We start from the raw sequence: 18894 nt of genomic DNA, 5'->3' as shown, positions 1-18894 counted from the left end.
GTAATAAAAGTTTTGATAAAGATGATTTTAAAATTCCCCTTCTCAAAGCGTGGAAGGATTTATACTGCGACTATACTAATGCTTTTCTTTTTAGGGAATATATATACAAAGCACAAATTTCATGAAAAAGCTGTAGAAGAGTTACAGATGGCTCTAAAAGCTGATAAAGTAACTTCCAATGATATTTTTGGTAATCGTCATCAATATGTTGCAATTAGTCATGAAGAACCCACTTACTATAATTCTGAAGATAATGTAGCTACTGAGATGATTGGTAGAAATCATTTTGTTCGCTATTACGACACCATGAGTAGTCTCCATCAAGCTCATTTGGTAGTTTATGATATCAACAAAAATTTTGAAAAGAAAACTATTAATTTGACCCCATATTTGAAGAAAATAAAAGATTTTAAAGATATTAAGGAGTTGGCTGTGTCTTTAAGATCGATTGATGGTTATGATTATGTTTTCTTGGAGAATTCTCAAAACGATAAGCAATTTGCTTACAATTTAGATACGAATCAATTTTTAACTAGAGACCTACCAGATTATTCTTACAGTAAGGATGAAATGCTTTATTTTGGTGATAAGACTTCTGCTCGTAATCAGGTGAATGATAGCAACATGTGGGGATATTTAAAGAGAGAAGGAAACTTGGATGAGCTTTTAAGAATGTCTCCAGCTCAAACAAACAACCATTTATCAGCTCATCTAAATGTGATCCTAGTGATTGATAATGTAGATACTTCAAAACAAGAGAATCAAATTAATCTATTTAATGAAAATTCTGAAGTTAAGCCTATTTACGAAGAGGCTGTTAATCAGACAACAACAAACAGCAATACCTTAAAGAAATTTAAAGTATTGACCCGTCAAGGTAAGGAGGGAGATTTTCCGGTCGCTCCCACTGAGCCAGTGAAAAGCAGCCTACCTAATAAACCAAGCGAGCCAAAGAAAGTTCCAGAATTTAATGTTTTTCCTGATTCTATTTTTCCTATTAAACCTTTAAGTTTTAGTGAGATTCTTAACCAAAAGGCAGAACAAGACTATCAGAAAGACTATCGAGCTTACGAAAAAGCACGTCAAAAAGCCCAAAAAGATTATGATAGGAAATATGATGCCTATAAAAAGAAATTGGCTCAATATGAGTCCTATAGAGATAGAGAGTACGACAAACAATCACAAATCTATTTTTCTCCTGAAGAGCAGACCAATGATATTTTACATTGGTTGGGAACAAATGGAGAGCAAGCAATTGTAATTTCTGTAGAGGACGGTGCTGGTATTAGGAAGGAAATTCATTCGTTTGCTGATATTAAGGAGTGGGTAGATAAACATGATTACGATAACACTATAAAATCGGACTTTAGAGATTATAAAGAAGCTAAATAAGGATTCATGGGCTTTTAGTCTTATCAAGAAACCCATCACAAGCATTTTTCTCAGCTTTAGGCTATAATAGACAAAAAGGAATCTTGGGAGGGCCACTATGGATATCATGAGTTTTATCCCCAGTCAGCGCCAGGCTATTCTGGAGCGTTTTCAGCAAGTGGAGGCCTTGGGATTAGGCGCAGTTCGTATTGAATTGAAGGTTGCTAATCCTGTTGGCATCATCTATGAGTGCTTTATTTTAGCAGGGGAGAATTATTTTTCTAATCAAGCAGTGGTATCCTTCCGCATTCTCTATGAAAAAGACCTGGAACGCATTTCTTTGGATGTGGTAGATATCCCTGGTCGCTCAAGCTTGTCTAATTATCTCCAGTTAATAGAGATTTTTGAAGGCTTGCAAAATTATCTTAATCGAGAGTTTGCTAAGGTAAAAAATACATGAACATCTGATGGTTATCAGGTGTTTTTTTGTGATAGAAGTTCAAAAATTCACAATCTTTTTTTCACAAGATTGTCTGAAAACTGTGCTATAATGATAATAGAATTGTGAAGTGATAAAAGTTTGTGAAAAAACGAGCAGACTTTGACACTTTGTGACTTATACTTGAAAGGAAAATTGGCTCTATCATTTTAGGGCCAGAAGGACTGTGTTCATGTCAGAAGAAAAGCAATTGTATGGTGCGGATTTAGTGGTTGATAGTTTGATCAACCATGATGTTGATTATGTCTTTGGGATTCCAGGTGCAAAAATCGATAGGGTTTTTGATACTTTGGAAGATAAGGGACCTGAATTGATTGTTGCCCGTCATGAGCAAAATGCTGCTTTTATGGCTCAAGGTGTTGGACGTATCACAGGGAAACCCGGTGTAGTATTGGTAACATCTGGTCCAGGTGTCTCAAATTTGGCTACTGGATTGGTAACAGCGACAGATGAAGGAGATCCTGTCCTTGCTATTGGTGGTCAGGTTAAGCGTGCAGATCTTTTGAAACGTGCCCATCAATCAATGAATAACGTTGCTATGCTTGAACCGATTACCAAGTATGCTGCTGAAGTACATGATGCTAATACCCTTTCTGAAACGGTTGCTAATGCCTATCGCCATGCTAAGTCAGGGAAACCGGGTGCAAGCTTTATTTCAATTCCTCAAGACGTGACTGATGCTCCGGTCAGTGTTAAGGCTATCAAGCCTATGACGGATCCAAAACTTGGTTCAGCATCTGTTTCTGATATTAACTATCTCGCACAGGCGATAAAAAATGCCGTATTGCCAGTCTTACTTTTAGGGAACGGTGCTTCATCAGAAGCTGTAACTTACTCTATTCGCCAGATTTTGAAACATGTTAAATTACCAGTTGTTGAAACTTTCCAAGGTGCTGGTATCGTGTCACGTGACCTTGAAGAGGATACTTTCTTTGGTCGTGTAGGTCTTTTCCGTAACCAACCGGGGGACATGTTGCTTAAGAAGTCGGACTTGATTATTGCCATTGGTTATGACCCAATTGAGTATGAAGCACGTAACTGGAATGCTGAAATTTCAGCACGTATTATCGTAATTGATGTTGAACCTGCTGAGGTGGATACTTACTTCCAGCCAGAACGTGAATTGATTGGCAATGTAGAAGCAACTTTAGACTTGCTCTTGCCAGCTATTCAAGGCTACAAATTACCTGAAGGATCAGTTGAATATCTAAAAGGGTTAAAAAATACAGTCGTCGAAGATGTTAAATTTGACCGTCAGCCTGAAGAAGGTACCGTACATCCACTCGATTTAATTGAAGTTTTACAAGAACAAACGGATGATGATATGACAGTTACCGTTGACGTTGGTAGTCACTATATCTGGATGGCTCGTTATTTCAAATCTTATGAACCACGTCATTTGCTTTTCTCAAATGGGATGCAAACTTTGGGGGTTGCTCTTCCGTGGGCCATCTCTGCAGCTTTGGTTCGTCCTAAGACAAAAGTCATTTCTGTTTCTGGTGACGGTGGTTTCCTCTTCTCAGCACAAGAATTGGAGACAGCAGTTCGATTGAAATTGCCAATTGTTCATATTATCTGGAACGATGGCCATTACAATATGGTGGAATTCCAGGAAGAAATGAAGTACGGTCGTTCATCAGGGGTTGACTTTGGTCCAGTTGATTTTGTAAAATATGCTGAGAGCTTTGGAGCGAAAGGTTATCGTGCAACAAGTAAAGAGGAGTTTTCTAGCTTGCTCCAAGAAGCCTTGGCTCAAGCTGTAGATGGACCAGTCCTTATTGATGTTCCAATCGACTATAAAGATAATATTAAACTCGGCGAAACTATTTTGCCAGATGAATTTTACTAAAAAGAGGGTGTAGACATGTCTGAAGCCATAAAATTATTTCAATATAATACTTTGGGAGCCTTGATGGCTGGGCTTTATGGAGGTACTTTAACAGTTGGTGAATTGTTGGAGCATGGAGACTTGGGTCTTGGAACATTAGATTCTATTGATGGGGAGTTGATTGTTCTTGATGGTAAAGCCTATCAAGCTAAAGGCTCTGAAGGTAAAGTCGAAGTGGTAGAAGTTTCTCCAGATGAAAAAGTTCCCTATGCAGCAGTCGTACCTCACCAAGCTGAAGTTATCTTCCGTCAACGTTTTGAAATGACTGATAAAGAACTTGAGGATCGTATTGAATCTTACTATGATGGGGTTAATCTCTTCCGTTCCATCAAGATTAAAGGGCATTTTAAACACATGCATGTCCGCATGATACCTAAGTCTACTCCTGATACGAAATTTGCTGAAGTTGCGACTCATCAACCAGAGTATGAATCTGATAATATTTCAGGTACCATCGTTGGGATTTGGACACCAGAAATGTTCCACGGTGTGAGCGTGGCTGGCTATCATTTACATTTTATATCAGATGATTTATCATTTGGTGGGCATGTCATGGACTTTATTATTGACAATGGTATAGTTGAAGTCGGTCCAGTTGACCAACTCGATCAACGTTTCCCAGTTCAAGACCGTCAGTATCTCTTTGCTAAATTCAATGTCGATGAGATGCGTGAAGATATTACCAAGGCTGAATAAAATATTTTAAAGATATCAATCGATTATAGTTAGAACTTTCCTAGATGATTAGGAAAGTTTTTTTGTTTTTATAATTATTTCGATATCGAATTAGTTGACAGATGTAACGAACAGTGATACAATGACTGTGATATTTCGATATAGAAATAAAAAGGAGACAAAATGGACAAGATGCAAGGGGGCTACCAAGCTTTACAGATACGTTTGTTGAACGGGCGTATCTTTCAAAAACTCTTGAGCAAGGAACCAGATGCTCAATACAGAAGTGAACAAGGGAAAATTTTAACAGTCTTATGGCAAAAAGAGCAAGGCAGGGCAACTGCAACTGATATTGCTCTAGCGACGGGACTAGCTAATAACACATTGACTAGCATGATAAAGAAGTTGGTCGAGCAAGGCTTGGTTAAGATTGAACAGAGTGACCAGGACAAGCGCAAGAAGTTTGTAGTCTTGACGGAATTAGGTTGGGCGCAAAAAGAAATTGGAGATCGCGTCAGTCAGGAACTGGGAGAGATATTCTACCAAGGCTTTTCGGATAACGAAATCCAAGAATTTGAGGCCTATCAAGAGCGTATAATCTCAAATCTAAAAGCTAAAGAGAATGACATCTAGGGAAAGGAAGCAACAGTTATGATTGGAATTACAGGTGTAACAGGGAAATTAGGTTCCTATGTGGCTGATCTTGTCGATAAAAAAGGAATCGCTTCAGTCCATCTAGCAAGAAGCCCAGAGCGTGCAAAAGTTTACGCGTCTGCGGAAATCCGTAGAATGTCGTATACAAATACTCCAAAAGTGGTTGAGGCCTTGGAGGAGATTGATATCTTGTTGATGGTCTCTGCTCGGGAAAATCGAGATCGTGTCAAGGAGCACAAGGACTTTTTAGATGCTGCAAAACTAGCAGGGGTGCAACATATCGTTTATACTTCTTTTTATGGGGCAGATGAGAAGGCAACTTTCACTTTGTCTCGAGATCATGCCCAGACGGAAGCCTATATCAAGGATTTAGGGTTCACCTATACTTTTTTGAGAGATAATTTTTACTTGGATTTCTTGATTGATCTTTCACTTGAAAATGGAGAAATTCGTGGTCCGGCCGGCAGTGGCCTTGTGTCAGCTGTTGCCCGTAAGGACACATCTAGGGTTGCAGCAGAGATTCTTTTAAATCCTAAGGAGTGGGAAAATCAAACCTTGAATCTGACAGGGCCAGAGGATCTTTCCATGGAAGAAATCGTAGCGCTTCTCTCAAAAGAGACCGGTGAAGCCATCGCGTATGTGGATGAAACAGTAGAAGAAGCATATGAGTCACGGAAAAAATGGCCAGCACAAACTTGGGAGTACGATGCCTGGGTCAGCACCTATACAGCGATTAAAGTTGGGGAAAAAGCTGGGGTTTCAACAGATATCGAAAAAGTTCTAGGACATCCGGCAAGTAGCCTATTGGATACTCTTAGAGACAGAAAACTTATTGAGGAAGAATATGATTGAATATAAAAATGTAGTCCTGCGCTACACGGATACAGACATTTTAAAAGATGTCAATCTCCATATTGAAGACGGAGAATTCATGGTGCTAGTGGGTCCTTCAGGATCTGGAAAAACCACCATGATCAAGATGATCAATCGTCTTTTGGAGCCGACAGATGGCAATATTTATATGGACGGAAAACGCATCAAGGACTATGATGAACGAGAGTTACGTCTTTCTACTGGTTATGTTTTGCAGGCCATTGCTCTCTTTCCAAATCTAACTGTCGCTGAGAATATTGCTTTAATTCCAGAGATGAAAGGGTGGACTAAAAGCCAAATAGCCTCTAAAACAGAAGAACTCTTGGACAAGGTAGGTCTGCCTGCTGCAGAGTATGCAAATCGCAAGCCAAGTGAGTTATCTGGTGGGGAGCAACAACGGATTGGAATTGTGCGGGCCATCATTGGAGAACCAAAGATTCTATTGATGGACGAGCCCTTTTCAGCCTTGGATGCCATTTCTCGCAAACAGCTACAGGCTCTTACCAAAGACTTGCACAAGGAGTTCGGCATGACCACTATCTTTGTTACACACGATACCGATGAAGCCTTGAAATTAGGCGATCGGATTGCGGTGCTACAAGAAGGAGAGATTGTGCAGGTGGCGGATTCTGAGACCATTCTAGCCCAACCTGCCAACGACTTTGTGGCAGATTTGTTTGGAGGTGCTCACCATGTCTAAACTACTTACAACCTTTCAAGAACGCTTTGGGGACTGGCTCACTGCACTGGCGCAACATTTGCAACTGTCATTACTGACCCTTCTCCTTGCGATTTTTCTGGCGGTCCCTCTGGCTATTTATTTAAGTACACGCAAGAGAGCCAGCAACTGGGTTTTACAGGTGGCTGGGATCTTCCAGACTATTCCTTCCATGGCCCTTTTGGGCCTCTTCATTCCCATCATGGGAATTGGAACACTTCCGGCCTTGACAGCTCTCGTCATCTATGCCATTTTCCCCATCCTTCAAAATACCATCACCGGTTTACAGGGAATTGATCCAAGCCTTGAAGAAGCGGGGGTTGCCTTTGGGATGACCAAGTGGGAGCGTTTGAAGAAATTTGAGATTCCCTTGGCCATGCCCGTCATCATGTCTGGGATTCGAACAGCAGCTGTGATGATTATCGGGACGGCTACTCTAGCCGCCTTGATTGGAGCAGGAGGACTCGGTTCCTTTATCCTTCTAGGGATTGACCGCAATAATGCCAGTCTGATTTTGATCGGTGCCCTGTCTTCAGCCTTCTTGGCCATCGCCTTTAACCTTCTTCTCAAATGGATGGAAAAGACTAAATTGCGGACCATCTTTGTGGCTTTTGCGGTAATGGTTATCGGATTGGGAGTATCTTATACACCAAGTTTTCTTCCCAAACCTGAAAAAGAAAATCTGGTCATCGCTGGGAAGTTAGGTCCTGAACCGGAAATTCTAGCCAATATGTACAAGATTTTGATCGAAGAAAACACGGACATGACAGTGACTGTTAAACCAAATTTTGGCAAGACCACCTTCCTCTATGAAGCTCTGAAAAAAGGGGATATTGATATCTATCCAGAGTTTACAGGAACCGTGACCGAAAGTCTTCTCAAGCCGGCGCCGCAAGTCGACCATGATCCAGAAGCAGTCTATCAAGCGGCTCGAGATGGGATCAAGCGACAAGACAACCTGGCCTTGCTCAAACCCATGGCTTATCAGAATACCTATGCTGTCGCGGTGCCTAAGAATATTGCCCAAGAGTATGGCCTCAAGACAATTTCAGATTTGAAAAAGGTGGAAGGACAACTCAAGGCAGGATTTACGCTAGAGTTTAATGATCGAGAGGATGGGAACAAGGGCTTGCAGAAAATCTATGGTCTTAATCTACAAGTCTCCACCATGGAGCCAGCCCTTCGCTACCAGGCGATCCAGTCTGGTGAAATCCAGATAACAGATGCCTACTCAACGGATGCTGAGCTTGCTCGCTATGACCTTGTGGCCCTAGAGGATGACAAACAACTCTTCCCGCCATATCAAGGGGCTCCCCTCATGAAAGAAGCTCTTCTTAAGAAACATCCAGAATTGGAAGGCATTCTAAACAAGTTAGCTGGTAAAATCACAGCAGAGCAAATGAGCCAGATGAACTACCAAGTGGGAGTAGAAGGTAAACCGGCTGCCCAAGTCGCACATGATTTCTTAGTAAAAGAAGGTGTTATTAAGAAATAATGGAAAATTTGCACAAAAAGTAACTTTTTAAATAACTTTTTTAGTTACTATTTGTCTGTTTTCTATCCTATTTTCAGATATAATAAAGATAACAAATTAAGGAGCCCTTCATGCCAATTAGTCAATTTACGATTTCACAATTTATCGTTGATGCTTTTACAGATACTGTTTTTAAAGGAAACCCGGCTGCTGTTTGTCTTCTGGACGAATGGTTGTCGGATAATACCTTACAGAATATTGCCAAAGAAAACAATCTCTCTGAGACAGCTTTTACGGTTAAAAGGAACGGCTATTACGATTTACGTTGGTTTACTCCCGGTGGAGAAATCGATTTGTGTGGTCATGCTACTTTAGCAACTGCTTTTGTTCTCTTTCAATTTATAGAAGTGGATGTTGATAGTCTAACCTTTACAACTCAGAGTGGGGAGCTTTTGGTAACCAAAAGAGGAGAGCTATATGAGCTGAATTTCCCAGTTTACTCGATGCACCAAGTTCCAGTAACAAGTGAGATGGAAGAAGCAATCGGTATTCGTCCGCTTGAAGCGTGGCTGGGAAGAGACCTAGTGTGTATCCTCCCTCATGAAAATGATGTCATTGCTGCGACTCCAGATTTTGATAAAGTTAAAGCATTAGATGGCTTACTCCTAAATATCACAGCTAAAGGTAAAAACTATGATACTGTTACACGTAGTTTTGCACCAAAATTAACAGTCATGGAGGATCCAGTTTGTGGTTCTGGTCATTGTCATGTCATTCCCTTATGGGCTAATAAGTTAGGACAAGAAGAATTTAGAGCTTATCAAGCCTCTAAGAGAAGTGGTCATCTTATTTGTCGTCTTGAAGGAGACAGGATTTACCTTGCAGGAAAAGCCGCCCTCTATAGCCGTGGCGAGATTTATGTGACAGACTAGATGCTGTCTTGTTAAAAAAGGAAGTATAAGCAATAACGATTAAAGTCATTATAGAAACAAAAGATGTCTAGCTGAGCTAGGCATTTTAAATTATTTCATATTTCTTGAAGAATTTTCAGAAAAGACTTGACAATTTTGAAAATAAGCGTATGATATAGAGTATGAACTTAGAAATAGTAATTTTACTATATTAATCTATGTCGACTACGGTTGGTATTGTGAAAAGACTAAATAGTTCTATTAACTATTCTATAGAGCGTTGCGTCCGAAAGTCATTCCTGACACGGCTCTTTAAAAACAAAAGGAGAAGATTATGAAAACAGAACCGATTCGTCGTACCAGTATGTGGAAATTTAAGTTAAGTGCTTCCACCATGACTTTGATTCCCGCTGCCGTGGGGATTAACTATGTTGCCAAAGCCTTGGCGGAGGGGTTAAAGTTGCCCGTTTGGCTGGGGTCTTTGGGAACCTTTCTTGCCAGCATGTTGGCTGGGCCGGTTGCCGGTGCCATCAGTGGTTTCATCAACAACGTGATCTATGGGCTGACCTTATCGCCAATTTCAACCGTGTATGCGATTACCAGCATCGGAATTGGGATTGCTGTCGGAGTTTTGCACGCCAATGGGTGGTTCTCGTCAGCGCGACGAGTATTTGTTTCTGCTATTATTATTGCCATCGTTTCAGCTGTCATTTCAACGCCACTCAACGTCATCTTTTGGGGTGGTCAGACCGGTATCGCTTGGGGTGACTCATTGTTTGCGGTAATGGTCGCCAATCATGCACCAGTGTGGCTGGCCTCATTTACCGATGAGTTTGTCTTGGATATTTTGGATAAAGTCTGCGTGGCCTACCTGGCATTTTTCATCTATCGTCAGCTGCCGAAGCGGATGGTGCACTTCTTTAGCGGTGATAAATGATGACTGATCAAACATTGATTTCTGGAGCGCCACGGGTCAAGCTCAAGTGGTACCAGGTGATCGATCCGATTACTAAGCTCTTGTTCATCTTGGACATGACGTTGTTGAGCTTTGCCAGTATGAATTTATTGCTTCAGGCCGGATTAATTCTTGGCGCAACATTGCTATTGTTATTTTCCAAATTGAGTTCTACCATCTTTAAGGCGCTGGGATTCAGCCTGTTTCTGATTTGCACCATGCTGATCATCCAAGGGTTATTTTACAGTCGGAATCAAACTGTGCTGTTTTCTGTGCTTGGGGTGTCGTTCTACAAAGAAGGCCTGATTTACGCCACCACTCTGGGTTGTCGAGTATTGGTGATTATTTTGACCAGTGGCTTTTTTATGGTGACCACGAGTATTTCAGAAAACGCGGCCTATTTGGAACTGTCCGGATTGTCTTATAAAACCGTCTACGTTCTGATGTCGGTGTGTTATATTTTGCCGGAAATGATGCGCAATATGCGGAAAATCCAGCAGGCACAAAAAGTTCGCGGAACCAATCCGCAAAAAACGTTGATTCAGAAATTAAAGTCAGTCCTGCCGGTTCTAATTCCATTGGTGATTAAGACCTTGGATCAATCGATGGCGCGGTCGATTTCGCTCCAACTGAGAGGTTTTGATAATCCCAACCGGACTGTCAGAACCTCCCAGCGCGTGTATCGCCTGTCGCGGACGCTGCACATTGGTCTGACTGGATTGGCAATTTTATTGATTGGGTGGAAGATATGGACGAAGATAAACGGATTGTAATTGAAAATTTGACTACCCGTTATCCGGGTACTGAGCAACCACAACTGCGTAAGATTAACGCGGAGGTTCATACCGGCCAGGTGGTTGGGATTATCGGGAATAGCCACTCCGGCAAATCGACTTTGTGCCATGTGCTAGCAGGGGTCATTCCCAAAATTGTGTCTGCTGAGATTGAGGGCGACTGGCACATGTTTGGCCAGCGAGTGTCCGACAATTGGCCAGTTTATAATGCCATGAATGGAGTTGTACTGCAAAATCCAGCTGGCCAACTAAGCGGGTTGGCAGACACGGTTGCCGATGAAATCGCCTTTGACTTGATTAATCAGGGAATGGCTGAAGGACTGATTCAAAAACGGGTTGAAGAAGTTGCCACGCAAATGGGGCTGATTGAACAGTTGAATTTGCGTCCCGAGAGCCTTTCCGGTGGTCAGAGCCAGCGGTTGGCAATTGCCACGGCGATTGCGGCTAACCCGGCTGTTTTGATTATGGATGATCCGACCAGTCAGATGGATCCCCTTGGCCGCCGACAATTTTTCCAATGGCTGGCCCAAGTCAAAGAGACGACTGTCTTCATTGTCACCAGTGAAATTGACGATTTGTGCGAAGTCGCCGACGTTGTGTGGGTGCTGCACGAGGGTCAAATGGTAGCCCAGGGTAGGCCGGGTGAGGTGTTTAATCATTTGGCAGCTGACTGGCAGATTCAAGCCCCGACAATCCAGCAACTTGCTCAAAAAATGGATTGGCACTTGGCTGATGGCCGGTATCCGGTGAATGACGCTGATCTGAAGGAGGTTCGTTATGCCCACAATTGAACTGAACCACTTGACGTTCACTTATCCGGAACGGTCCTTTAGCTTGGATGTTGAAGACAAACACTTCGCCGATCCGATGGTGGCGATTGTCGGCCAAAATGGTGCCGGCAAATCAACGCTCTTCAAATTGTTGACGGGCTTGCTGACACCACAAACCGGTGTGATTAAGATCGATGGAGAAAATTTTAATGATCTTAAACCAGTCGAAAAGTTACTGAAGGTTGGGATTACTTTTCAGAATCCTGACGATCAGCTTTTCAACCCGACCGTTCAACGAGAGGTGGAGTGGAGTGTCGCGCAGGTCATGGATGACCACGACACGATTACGAGGCGGGCTTTAGCGGCTCTAAAAAGAGTTGGCTTGGATGATAAAGCAGCTGAAAGTCCATATGACCTGTCATTGTCGGAACGCAAGCTGTTGAGCGTTGCCACAGTTTTGGCAGTGGATCCGGCGATTTATTTATTTGATGAGCCGATGATGTCGCTTGATTGGGAAAGCCGGCGCAAGTTGACCGCAATTTTCCATCAGTTGGCTGATTCGGGCCACCAAGTTGTGACCATCACCCATGACATGGATTGGGTCGCCGCCGAGTTTGAGTCGGTGTATGTTATGGAACACGGGAAGTTTGGCTTCGCCGGCAGTCCACGGGAATTGTTCAGCGATCACGAACTTGTCCAGCGAGTGGGATTACTACCACCGCGGATTATGGACATAGCGGAGTCGCTGGGTGATTCACAGACATATTTATCGGTTAATGATTATTGCCAGAAAAATCGAGATGTATAGAAAAAGTCACCTCTGCGGGTTTTCCAGGTTGAAGGATTAACTTCAGCTTCTGGCAAGAACTCACGGTTCTTTTCTACCATTTGTCAAGTCTATCAAGGCTTTAAGTAAAAAAAAGAGATAAGACAGTATCTATTCTGAGGTTACTGTCTTAATTTTAACACTTTTTGATCTATCAAGCCCAGTTCAAAAAAGAACAGCAGGAATTTGTTGCCCGTAAGTTGGATACCGTGGGATGGACCAAGTACCTCTCAATTAGTGTATTTTGGTGGCTAGCTTTTGGTCTTATTTACCAGTCAATTGGAGCTAATCGTCCTTATCGTGATTCTATTACTGATGCGACAAACGGTGTTGATCAGCTCTTGATGACAGCTGTTTACCGTGAACAATGGATTTTTTGGGCTGCTACTAATGTTTTCTCTATCTACCTCTGGTGGGGAGAAAGCCTTCAAATTCAAGGGAAATACTTCATTTATCTTATCAACAGTCTAGTTGGTTGGTACCAATGGAGCAAGGCGGCAAAGAAAGCTTAATACTTATGTTTATCAATTAATAAGAGGATTCCATAGGGTCCTCTTTTTGTTTTTTAACAGTGAAGCACAAGTCTTGCTTTTCTTTTTATTTATGGTATACTTGTTCTTGCACCAGATACAAGTTATCTAAAGGAGTTTATATGGATACAAAATTTTCAGTAGCCTTACATATCCTAACCATGATTAGTGAAAGCAAGGAAACCCTAAGCTCTCAAGCATTAGCTATTAGTGTTGGGACTAACGCGAGTTACATTCGAAAGGTAATCGCCTTATTGAAAAATGCTGGACTAATCCAGTCTCAGCAAGGAAAAACAGGCTATCAACTCAGTAAGTCCCCAAAGGAAGTGACCTTACTTGAAATTTATTTTGCAACACAAGAAGTCAGCCACATCAGCCTATTTCCTGTTCATCAAAATAGCAATCCGGATTGCCCAGTAGGGAAACATATTCAAGCTGCCGTTTCACCACTATTTGCTAGTGCTGAAGCTCAACTTGAGAAGGAACTAGCTCACCAAACCTTAGAAGATGTCATTAATAATCTTTATAAAGAGGCCAAACAAAAACGAAACTGATTTGCATGCAGATCAGTTTTAAAAAGACTAGACTTGTATCTCAATCGGATACAACAGAAATTAGAAAAGAGAAGACAATGAAAGCCGCACAACATACATCATACAACAAAAAGAATATCACACTGAACATCACAGAAGTCGCTACACCAAGTATCACAGACAAAGAAGTTTTGGTCAAAGTCACCGTTGCTGGTGTTAATCCTCTGGATAATATGATTTCCAGAGGAGAAGTCAAGATGATCGTCCCTTACAAACTCCCACAAACTGCGGGAAATGAAGTGGTCGGTATCATTGAAGAGACCGGTAAACAAGTCAAAAATCTCAAAGTCGGAGACCGAGTTTTTGGACGTCTCCCACTCGACCACATCGGTGCCTTTGCAGAATACGTAGCTGTCGATAGTCAGGCTCTAGCCAAGGTTCCAGACTATCTGTCAGACGAGGAAGCCGCTGCTGTGCCTTTGACTGCCTTAACCATTATGCAAGCCCTAGAACTCATGGGCGCTCAATCTAGCAAAACCATCTTTATCTCTGGTGGTACAGGCGGTGTCGGTGGCATGGCCATTCCGATTGCTAAGGGTAAAGGTTTGAAGGTCATTACCAATGGGGCTGGAGATAGCGCTGAGCGTGTATTGAAGCTAGGAGCAGATCGTTTTATCGATTACAAAACAGAGGATTATACAAAAACTGTTAGCCAGGTTGATTATGTCCTCGATACCCTTGGTGGCGCTAAGACTGAAAAACAAATGTCTATCATGAAAAAAGGTGGTCAGCTTGTGTCCCTCCGTGCGATGCCAAATGGTGACTTTGCCAAACGCATGAACCTGCCAAAATGGAAACAGATCCTACTTGGACTAGCCGGTCGCAAATTTGATAAGATGGCGGACAAATACGGCGTTCACTACCATTTTATCTTTGTAGAAAGCAATGGCGCTCAATTACAAGAGGTAGCTGACCTCTTTAGCAGATTGGAAATCAAGCCATCTATCGATACAGTCTATCCATTTGAAGAAGTGAATAGCGCCTTAGACAAGGTCGCTAATGGTCGCTCACGTGGAAAAACAGTCCTCAGCTTTAAGAAATAAAAAGGAAAAGACAATGTCATATCTTACAACTAAAACTCAATACATCACTGTCCAAGGAAACAAAATTGCCTATCGCGAACTCAGTAAAGGCAAATCAAAACTGCCTCTTCTGATGCTGGTCCATCTGGCAGCAACCCTCGACAACTGGGATCCAAAACTCTTGGACTTGATTGCTGAAAAACACCATGTGATTGTGGTCGACCTACCTGGTGTCGGAGCCAGTCAAGGTAAAGTGGCGCCAACCATTCCTGGAATGGCTGAGCAGACAATTGCCGTTATAGAAGCCCTTGGTTACGATAAGATTAATCTTCTTGGCCTTTCTATGGGGGGTATGATTGCCCAAGAAATCATCCGAAACAAGCCTGATTTGGTCAACCGTCTCATTTTAGCAGGAACAGGACCTCGAGGAGGAAAAGAGGTCGATAAGGTCACAGGGAAAACCTTTAACTATATGTTTAAAGCTGGACTCGAGCGCATCGATCCTAAACGCTATATCTTCTATAACCATGATGAACAAGGAAAAATCGAAGCCTTGAAAGTTCTCGGACGAATGGGAATGCGAACCAAAGAATTTGCGGACAAAGACATGAGTGTGCCTGGTTTCTTGACTCAACTCAAAGCTATTAAACGTTGGGGGAAAGATTCTCAAGACGACCTAACATTTATCACCCAACCAACCTTAATCGTCAACGGCGACCAGGATATGCAGGTTCCAACGGAAAATTCTTATGATATGCATGAGAAAATAAAAGATAGTAAGCTCATCATCTATCCAAATGCTGGTCACGGTTCGATCTTCCAATATGCAGAAGAGTTTTCGAAAGAACTCATTGCTTTCTTGGAGGACTAATATGGTCAAAACCATTCTAATAACAGGTGCTACGGATGGTATTGGTAAACATTTGGCAAAGAAACTGACTAGTGAAGGCCATCATGTCATCCTTCATGGTCGCAATCCTCAAAAACTTGAGTTGGCGCTTCGAGAGGTTCGGGCCGTTTCCCTGAGAGGAAGAGTTTCAAGCTACTTGGCAGATTTTTCAAAATTAGATGAGGTTTATCGATTTGCGGAGGAAATCAAGCGTGACTTTCAAAGGATCGGTGTCTTGTTTAACAATGCAGGACTGTATGCAGGAAAAGAACGAAAAGTGAGTGCTGAAAATGTCGAATTGACTTTTATGTTATCCGTTCTGGTTCCTTATATTTTAACAACTGAGCTAAGCCCCTTGTTAGAAAAATCGGCTGACGGCCGTGTCATTAATACCTCTTCCTATATGCATCATTTTGCCAAGGTCAAGGATTTGGACTTTGGTTTTGAGAAAGAATACAATCCAGGATTAGCTTATAATAATTCCAAGCTCTATACCATCTGGATGACACGTTATTTGGCAAGAGATTTATTTTTAAAAGGTTCAAATATCACTATTAATGCCTACCATCCCGGCTTGATTTCAACCAACTTAGGGAATAATTCTAGTGATGAAAAGACGAAAAAGTCTCTCTTTGGACGCCTGATGAAATCTCTCTCAAAAGATCTAGATCAGGGAATCGAAACAGGTTATTATCTCACCTTATCAGAAGAAGTCAGGGGCTTGACTGGCTACTACTTTGATGAAAAGAAAGTCAAGTCTGTATCTGAAAAAGGCTACACAATTGAAAAAGCACGGAAATTAATGGATTACTGCCAAGAAAAGGTCAAAATGTTTAAAGAAAAGCAGGATTTTTAATTCCTTATTGATTTCGTAAATACAAAAAACTCAAGTTTTATCAATGAAAACTTGAGTTTTTCTTATATGAGGGCTAACAAAATGGTAAGAATCAGGGCGATGCCAATCCGAATGACATGGTGGGCTGGATTGAAGTTTTCTTTGTGCTTGCCATTCCAATAGGCTCCGTAGCAAATCAACCCACAACCAATCAGCCAAATGAATAAAGCAACAATCGGCAAAAGGAAGTAGAGGATGAGAGAGAAGGTCGCAAGGACACTTCCGATGAGGAGAAATGTATTTCCTAGAGTGTGATTCCCTTTTTTAACTTCAGTAAGAGAAGCCAATAAGTGAAGAAGAGCAAAAGCAAGGGATAAGAAGACTGTGATGATGCTAAAGATTAGATAAAGTGACATAGATGTTTCCTTTCTAAGATATGATTGTCTGAGTGCTATTTTTTATGACTGATTTTATTAAGAATCATAAATGATACTAGAAGATTTAAAACGATAACCAGTAAAGTCAAAAAAGAGTAACCATAGAGTTTGACTGAAATTTCAATTTTTAGAAATGCGATGGAGAACAAGCTCGTAAAAATGCCCGTTAACAAGCCAGGAACATATTTTCGAAGGACAATTGTCTGAATCAGATGTCCGAAAATATGGTAGATATAAGCAATTACAATGGTTGCGTAAATAGTATAGTTGCTAAACTGGTAGCTAAGAAAAAGTGATAGAAGCAGGATCAGAAACTGCTCCAAGACAATGGCATTGAAAGTAAAAGGAGTGTAATAAGAAAGGAATCGAATATCTGGAAACTGTGCTGATAGTTTTTTGACAAAGGAGGGCATCCATATGATTTCCTCAAGTTCGTGAAGCATGAATAAGGCTGGAAAGAGAAAATAAAATTGAGTGAGGGTCATAAAAAAACTTCTTTCTAGTTTGAACCAACTTTCAGTATCTCCAAATAAAACTGGACAACTTCCTGCTCGCTATAGGACTTGCCTTTTTTCAACCACCAGCTGAGGGTTTCAATGAAATGGCTGACGACCAGATGCTTGAGATAGGAGTGAGGAATGTTGGGGTGTGATTGAATCAGTTCGTCGGCTACCATTGGATAGACGTCATGTTCCAGTTCTTTTCGCAGCTGCCGGATAAAATAATCGTTTTTTGAAAGCAAGAGACTGGTTACATGGTCTTGATTTTTCTTGAAATGCTGAAATATATGGGCCAAGTAGTCTTGTGGAGAGAGGTATTGAGCGCGCTCAAACAAATGGTGAAAGAGCTTTTGGCAGAGCTCATCCAGTAGTAACTCTTTGCTCTCATAATGGCTGTAAAAGGTCGAACGCCCTACATCAGCCAGGTCAATAATCTCCTGAACGGTGATGGCCTCATAATCGTTTTGGTTAAGTAAGTGCAAGAAAGCTTGATAGATAGCTTTTCTAGTCTTGGTAATGCGACGATCTTGTGCAGTCATATGGACACTATGAACAAACTGTTCAGTAACGTACACAGCGAACGGTTTGCCCCTATCCTTTCTGTTGATAGTATTGGATAATAGATAATGAACATGATGTTCATGAATCTATTATAACAAAGGAAGTAATATAATGAAGACAAAATATGCGGTTTGGTTGGCTTTTTTATTAAATCTAAGCTTTGCCATTGTTGAATTTATTGCGGGTGGAATTTTTGGTTCTAGTGCAGTTCTCGCTGATTCGGTCCATGACTTTGGAGATGCAATCGCCATTGGCATCTCAGCTTTTCTAGAGAGCATTTCCAATCGGAAAGAAGACAGCCATTACACCTTGGGCTACAAGCGTTTTAGCCTTTTAGGTGCCATGGTGACCGCTGTGATTCTGATGACAGGGTCTGGCATGGTGATTTTAGAAAATGTAAGCAAGCTTTTCCACCCACAACCCGTCAATGAAGAAGGTCTTCTCTGGCTTGGAATCATTGCCATCAGTGTCAATGTGCTGGCGAGTCTGGTCATTCGCAAGGGGCAAACCAAGAATGAATCCATTCTCAGCCTGCACTTTTTGGAAGACACCTTGGGTTGGTTGGCCGTCATCTTGATGGCCATTGTTCTCCGATTTACTGACTGGTATATCCTGGATCCGCTCCTGTCCCTTGCCATTTCCTTCTTTATTCTATCAAAAGCCATTCCACGTTTTTGGAGCACGCTCAAGATTTTCCTGGATGCTGTACCAGAAGGGGTGAACATCCAGAAGATAAAGACGGATTTGGCTGAATTGGACAATGTCGCTAGTATCAATCAGCTCAATCTCTGGACCATGGACGGCTTAGAGAAGAATGCTATTGTCCATGTTTGTCTGGAGCATGTCAAGCATATGGAGGTCTGTAAAGAGTCTATCCGCACCTTGCTTAAAGACTGTGGCTTTCAAAATGTCACCATCGAAGTGGATGAAGACCTAGCAACTCACCGCGCCCACAAGCGAAATATCGAAGAGCTGGAAGCAGAAAGTGAGCAGCAAAACCATCATTAAGGTTTGTTTTTAAACTCTTAAAGTCTACCTTTAAGAGTTATTTTGATACTAAGTTCCCTAAAGTAAGCCTTTTCATGCTAAAATAGAATAAACGTGAAACAAGGAGTATTT

Annotated in this window: 21 protein-coding genes and 1 pseudogene; 19 read left to right on the top strand and 3 right to left on the bottom strand. The window is 41.7% G+C overall.

Translation table 11 applies throughout. The annotated features are described in order from the left end of the window. Positions 1–21: 21 nt before the first annotated feature. The 18 genes and pseudogenes from H7U04_RS03225 (at position 22) to H7U04_RS03140 (ending at position 16298) form a co-directional block, all read left to right on the top strand. Positions 22–1392 (top strand): hypothetical protein, encoded by a 1371-nt coding sequence (locus tag H7U04_RS03225; RefSeq protein ID WP_257056574.1) that lies wholly within the window; start codon positions 22–24, stop codon positions 1390–1392. A gap of 97 nt (positions 1393–1489) precedes the next feature. Beyond that, complete coding sequence (locus H7U04_RS03220) at positions 1490–1831, top strand: hypothetical protein (protein WP_021146812.1); 342 nt, start codon at positions 1490–1492, stop codon at positions 1829–1831. Between the two features lie 211 nt (positions 1832–2042). Continuing rightward, the gene (gene alsS / locus H7U04_RS03215; RefSeq protein WP_021146813.1) at positions 2043–3719 is read left to right on the top strand and encodes an acetolactate synthase AlsS; all 1677 of its coding nucleotides are present in this window, start codon (positions 2043–2045) and stop codon (positions 3717–3719) included. A gap of 15 nt (positions 3720–3734) precedes the next feature. After that, on the top strand, positions 3735–4454 hold the full coding sequence (budA, locus tag H7U04_RS03210; protein WP_073689341.1) for an acetolactate decarboxylase: 720 nt from the start codon (positions 3735–3737) through the stop codon (positions 4452–4454). 162 nt (positions 4455–4616) lie between these two features. Then, positions 4617–5066, top strand: a complete 450-nt coding sequence (locus tag H7U04_RS03205) for a MarR family winged helix-turn-helix transcriptional regulator (protein WP_073689342.1) — start codon at positions 4617–4619, stop codon at positions 5064–5066. Between the two features lie 18 nt (positions 5067–5084). After that, positions 5085–5939: an SDR family oxidoreductase gene (locus tag H7U04_RS03200; protein WP_201042879.1), complete on the top strand. Its 855-nt coding sequence runs from the start codon at positions 5085–5087 to the stop codon at positions 5937–5939. Beyond that, on the top strand, positions 5932–6660 hold the full coding sequence (locus tag H7U04_RS03195) for an ABC transporter ATP-binding protein (RefSeq protein WP_201042877.1): 729 nt from the start codon (positions 5932–5934) through the stop codon (positions 6658–6660). Before H7U04_RS03200 ends, H7U04_RS03195 begins: the two co-directional genes overlap by 8 nt. Continuing rightward, on the top strand, positions 6653–8173 hold the full coding sequence (locus H7U04_RS03190) for an ABC transporter permease/substrate-binding protein (RefSeq protein WP_201059297.1): 1521 nt from the start codon (positions 6653–6655) through the stop codon (positions 8171–8173). The genes H7U04_RS03195 and H7U04_RS03190 overlap by 8 nt, the downstream gene beginning before the upstream one ends. A 110-nt stretch (positions 8174–8283) precedes the next feature. Beyond that, entirely contained in the window at positions 8284–9084 is an 801-nt protein-coding gene (locus H7U04_RS03185) for a PhzF family phenazine biosynthesis protein (protein WP_201042872.1), read from the top strand. A 313-nt stretch (positions 9085–9397) separates the two neighbouring features. Beyond that, positions 9398–10000, top strand: a complete 603-nt coding sequence (locus H7U04_RS03180) for a hypothetical protein (RefSeq protein WP_002891037.1) — start codon at positions 9398–9400, stop codon at positions 9998–10000. Beyond that, the gene (locus H7U04_RS03175) at positions 10000–10791 is read left to right on the top strand and encodes an energy-coupling factor transporter transmembrane component T (RefSeq protein ID WP_201059295.1); all 792 of its coding nucleotides are present in this window, start codon (positions 10000–10002) and stop codon (positions 10789–10791) included. The genes H7U04_RS03180 and H7U04_RS03175 overlap by 1 nt, the downstream gene beginning before the upstream one ends. Further along, positions 10767–11603, top strand: a complete 837-nt coding sequence (locus tag H7U04_RS03170) for an ABC transporter ATP-binding protein (RefSeq protein ID WP_048790488.1) — start codon at positions 10767–10769, stop codon at positions 11601–11603. Before H7U04_RS03175 ends, H7U04_RS03170 begins: the two co-directional genes overlap by 25 nt. Then, positions 11590–12390, top strand: a complete 801-nt coding sequence (locus tag H7U04_RS03165; RefSeq protein WP_073689366.1) for an energy-coupling factor ABC transporter ATP-binding protein — start codon at positions 11590–11592, stop codon at positions 12388–12390. The genes H7U04_RS03170 and H7U04_RS03165 overlap by 14 nt, the downstream gene beginning before the upstream one ends. Positions 12391–12557: 167 nt before the next feature. Further along, positions 12558–12920 (top strand): annotated as a pseudogene (gene pnuC, locus H7U04_RS03160) (nicotinamide riboside transporter PnuC); the annotation flags it as partial. Between the two features lie 140 nt (positions 12921–13060). Next, positions 13061–13492: an Rrf2 family transcriptional regulator gene (locus H7U04_RS03155; protein ID WP_073689364.1), complete on the top strand. Its 432-nt coding sequence runs from the start codon at positions 13061–13063 to the stop codon at positions 13490–13492. Positions 13493–13569: 77 nt separating this feature from the next. Beyond that, positions 13570–14574 (top strand): NADP-dependent oxidoreductase, encoded by a 1005-nt coding sequence (locus H7U04_RS03150; RefSeq protein WP_073689363.1) that lies wholly within the window; start codon positions 13570–13572, stop codon positions 14572–14574. Between the two features lie 13 nt (positions 14575–14587). Beyond that, positions 14588–15424, top strand: a complete 837-nt coding sequence (locus H7U04_RS03145; RefSeq protein WP_073689362.1) for an alpha/beta fold hydrolase — start codon at positions 14588–14590, stop codon at positions 15422–15424. A gap of 1 nt (position 15425) precedes the next feature. Further along, positions 15426–16298 (top strand): SDR family NAD(P)-dependent oxidoreductase, encoded by an 873-nt coding sequence (locus H7U04_RS03140; protein ID WP_073689361.1) that lies wholly within the window; start codon positions 15426–15428, stop codon positions 16296–16298. Between the two features lie 62 nt (positions 16299–16360). On the opposite strand, the gene H7U04_RS03135 is transcribed toward H7U04_RS03140, so the two are convergent. The 3 genes from H7U04_RS03135 to H7U04_RS03125 are packed head-to-tail and all read right to left on the bottom strand — an operon-like array spanning position 16361 to position 17753. Beyond that, a complete protein-coding gene (locus tag H7U04_RS03135; protein ID WP_073689360.1) occupies positions 16361–16693 on the bottom strand; it encodes a glucuronide permease in 333 nt (110 codons plus the stop codon). Between the two features lie 35 nt (positions 16694–16728). After that, positions 16729–17199: an HXXEE domain-containing protein gene (locus tag H7U04_RS03130; protein ID WP_073689359.1), complete on the bottom strand. Its 471-nt coding sequence runs from the start codon at positions 17197–17199 to the stop codon at positions 16729–16731. Between the two features lie 14 nt (positions 17200–17213). Continuing rightward, a complete protein-coding gene (locus tag H7U04_RS03125) occupies positions 17214–17753 on the bottom strand; it encodes a TetR/AcrR family transcriptional regulator (protein ID WP_155197869.1) in 540 nt (179 codons plus the stop codon). A 133-nt stretch (positions 17754–17886) separates the two neighbouring features. On the opposite strand from H7U04_RS03125, the gene H7U04_RS03120 reads away from it, so the two are divergent. Further along, a complete protein-coding gene (locus tag H7U04_RS03120; protein ID WP_073689357.1) occupies positions 17887–18783 on the top strand; it encodes a cation diffusion facilitator family transporter in 897 nt (298 codons plus the stop codon). The last annotated feature ends 111 nt before the right edge of the window (positions 18784–18894 follow it).

This window comes from Streptococcus sp. 22.1 (assembly GCF_016648645.1).
GTDB lineage: Bacteria > Bacillota > Bacilli > Lactobacillales > Streptococcaceae > Streptococcus.
Note: the sequence above shows the minus strand (reverse complement) of the source record. Positions and strands in the feature narration are given on the sequence as shown.

Coding starts and splice junctions, on each gene's coding strand:
- H7U04_RS03165 (WP_073689366.1), top strand. CDS start 11,590: ATGCCCACAATTGAACTGAACCACTTGACGTTCACTTATCCGGAACGG.
- alsS (WP_021146813.1), top strand. CDS start 2,043: ATGTCAGAAGAAAAGCAATTGTATGGTGCGGATTTAGTGGTTGATAGT.
- H7U04_RS03185 (WP_201042872.1), top strand. CDS start 8,284: ATGCCAATTAGTCAATTTACGATTTCACAATTTATCGTTGATGCTTTT.
- H7U04_RS03120 (WP_073689357.1), top strand. CDS start 17,887: ATGAAGACAAAATATGCGGTTTGGTTGGCTTTTTTATTAAATCTAAGC.
- H7U04_RS03205 (WP_073689342.1), top strand. CDS start 4,617: ATGGACAAGATGCAAGGGGGCTACCAAGCTTTACAGATACGTTTGTTG.
- budA (WP_073689341.1), top strand. CDS start 3,735: ATGTCTGAAGCCATAAAATTATTTCAATATAATACTTTGGGAGCCTTG.
- H7U04_RS03140 (WP_073689361.1), top strand. CDS start 15,426: ATGGTCAAAACCATTCTAATAACAGGTGCTACGGATGGTATTGGTAAA.
- H7U04_RS03195 (WP_201042877.1), top strand. CDS start 5,932: ATGATTGAATATAAAAATGTAGTCCTGCGCTACACGGATACAGACATT.
- H7U04_RS03130 (WP_073689359.1), bottom strand. CDS start 17,199: ATGACCCTCACTCAATTTTATTTTCTCTTTCCAGCCTTATTCATGCTT.
- H7U04_RS03190 (WP_201059297.1), top strand. CDS start 6,653: ATGTCTAAACTACTTACAACCTTTCAAGAACGCTTTGGGGACTGGCTC.
- H7U04_RS03125 (WP_155197869.1), bottom strand. CDS start 17,753: ATGACTGCACAAGATCGTCGCATTACCAAGACTAGAAAAGCTATCTAT.
- H7U04_RS03180 (WP_002891037.1), top strand. CDS start 9,398: ATGAAAACAGAACCGATTCGTCGTACCAGTATGTGGAAATTTAAGTTA.
- H7U04_RS03150 (WP_073689363.1), top strand. CDS start 13,570: ATGAAAGCCGCACAACATACATCATACAACAAAAAGAATATCACACTG.
- H7U04_RS03135 (WP_073689360.1), bottom strand. CDS start 16,693: ATGTCACTTTATCTAATCTTTAGCATCATCACAGTCTTCTTATCCCTT.
- H7U04_RS03145 (WP_073689362.1), top strand. CDS start 14,588: ATGTCATATCTTACAACTAAAACTCAATACATCACTGTCCAAGGAAAC.
- H7U04_RS03200 (WP_201042879.1), top strand. CDS start 5,085: ATGATTGGAATTACAGGTGTAACAGGGAAATTAGGTTCCTATGTGGCT.
- H7U04_RS03175 (WP_201059295.1), top strand. CDS start 10,000: ATGACTGATCAAACATTGATTTCTGGAGCGCCACGGGTCAAGCTCAAG.
- H7U04_RS03155 (WP_073689364.1), top strand. CDS start 13,061: ATGGATACAAAATTTTCAGTAGCCTTACATATCCTAACCATGATTAGT.
- H7U04_RS03225 (WP_257056574.1), top strand. CDS start 22: ATGATTTTAAAATTCCCCTTCTCAAAGCGTGGAAGGATTTATACTGCG.
- H7U04_RS03170 (WP_048790488.1), top strand. CDS start 10,767: ATGGACGAAGATAAACGGATTGTAATTGAAAATTTGACTACCCGTTAT.
- H7U04_RS03220 (WP_021146812.1), top strand. CDS start 1,490: ATGGATATCATGAGTTTTATCCCCAGTCAGCGCCAGGCTATTCTGGAG.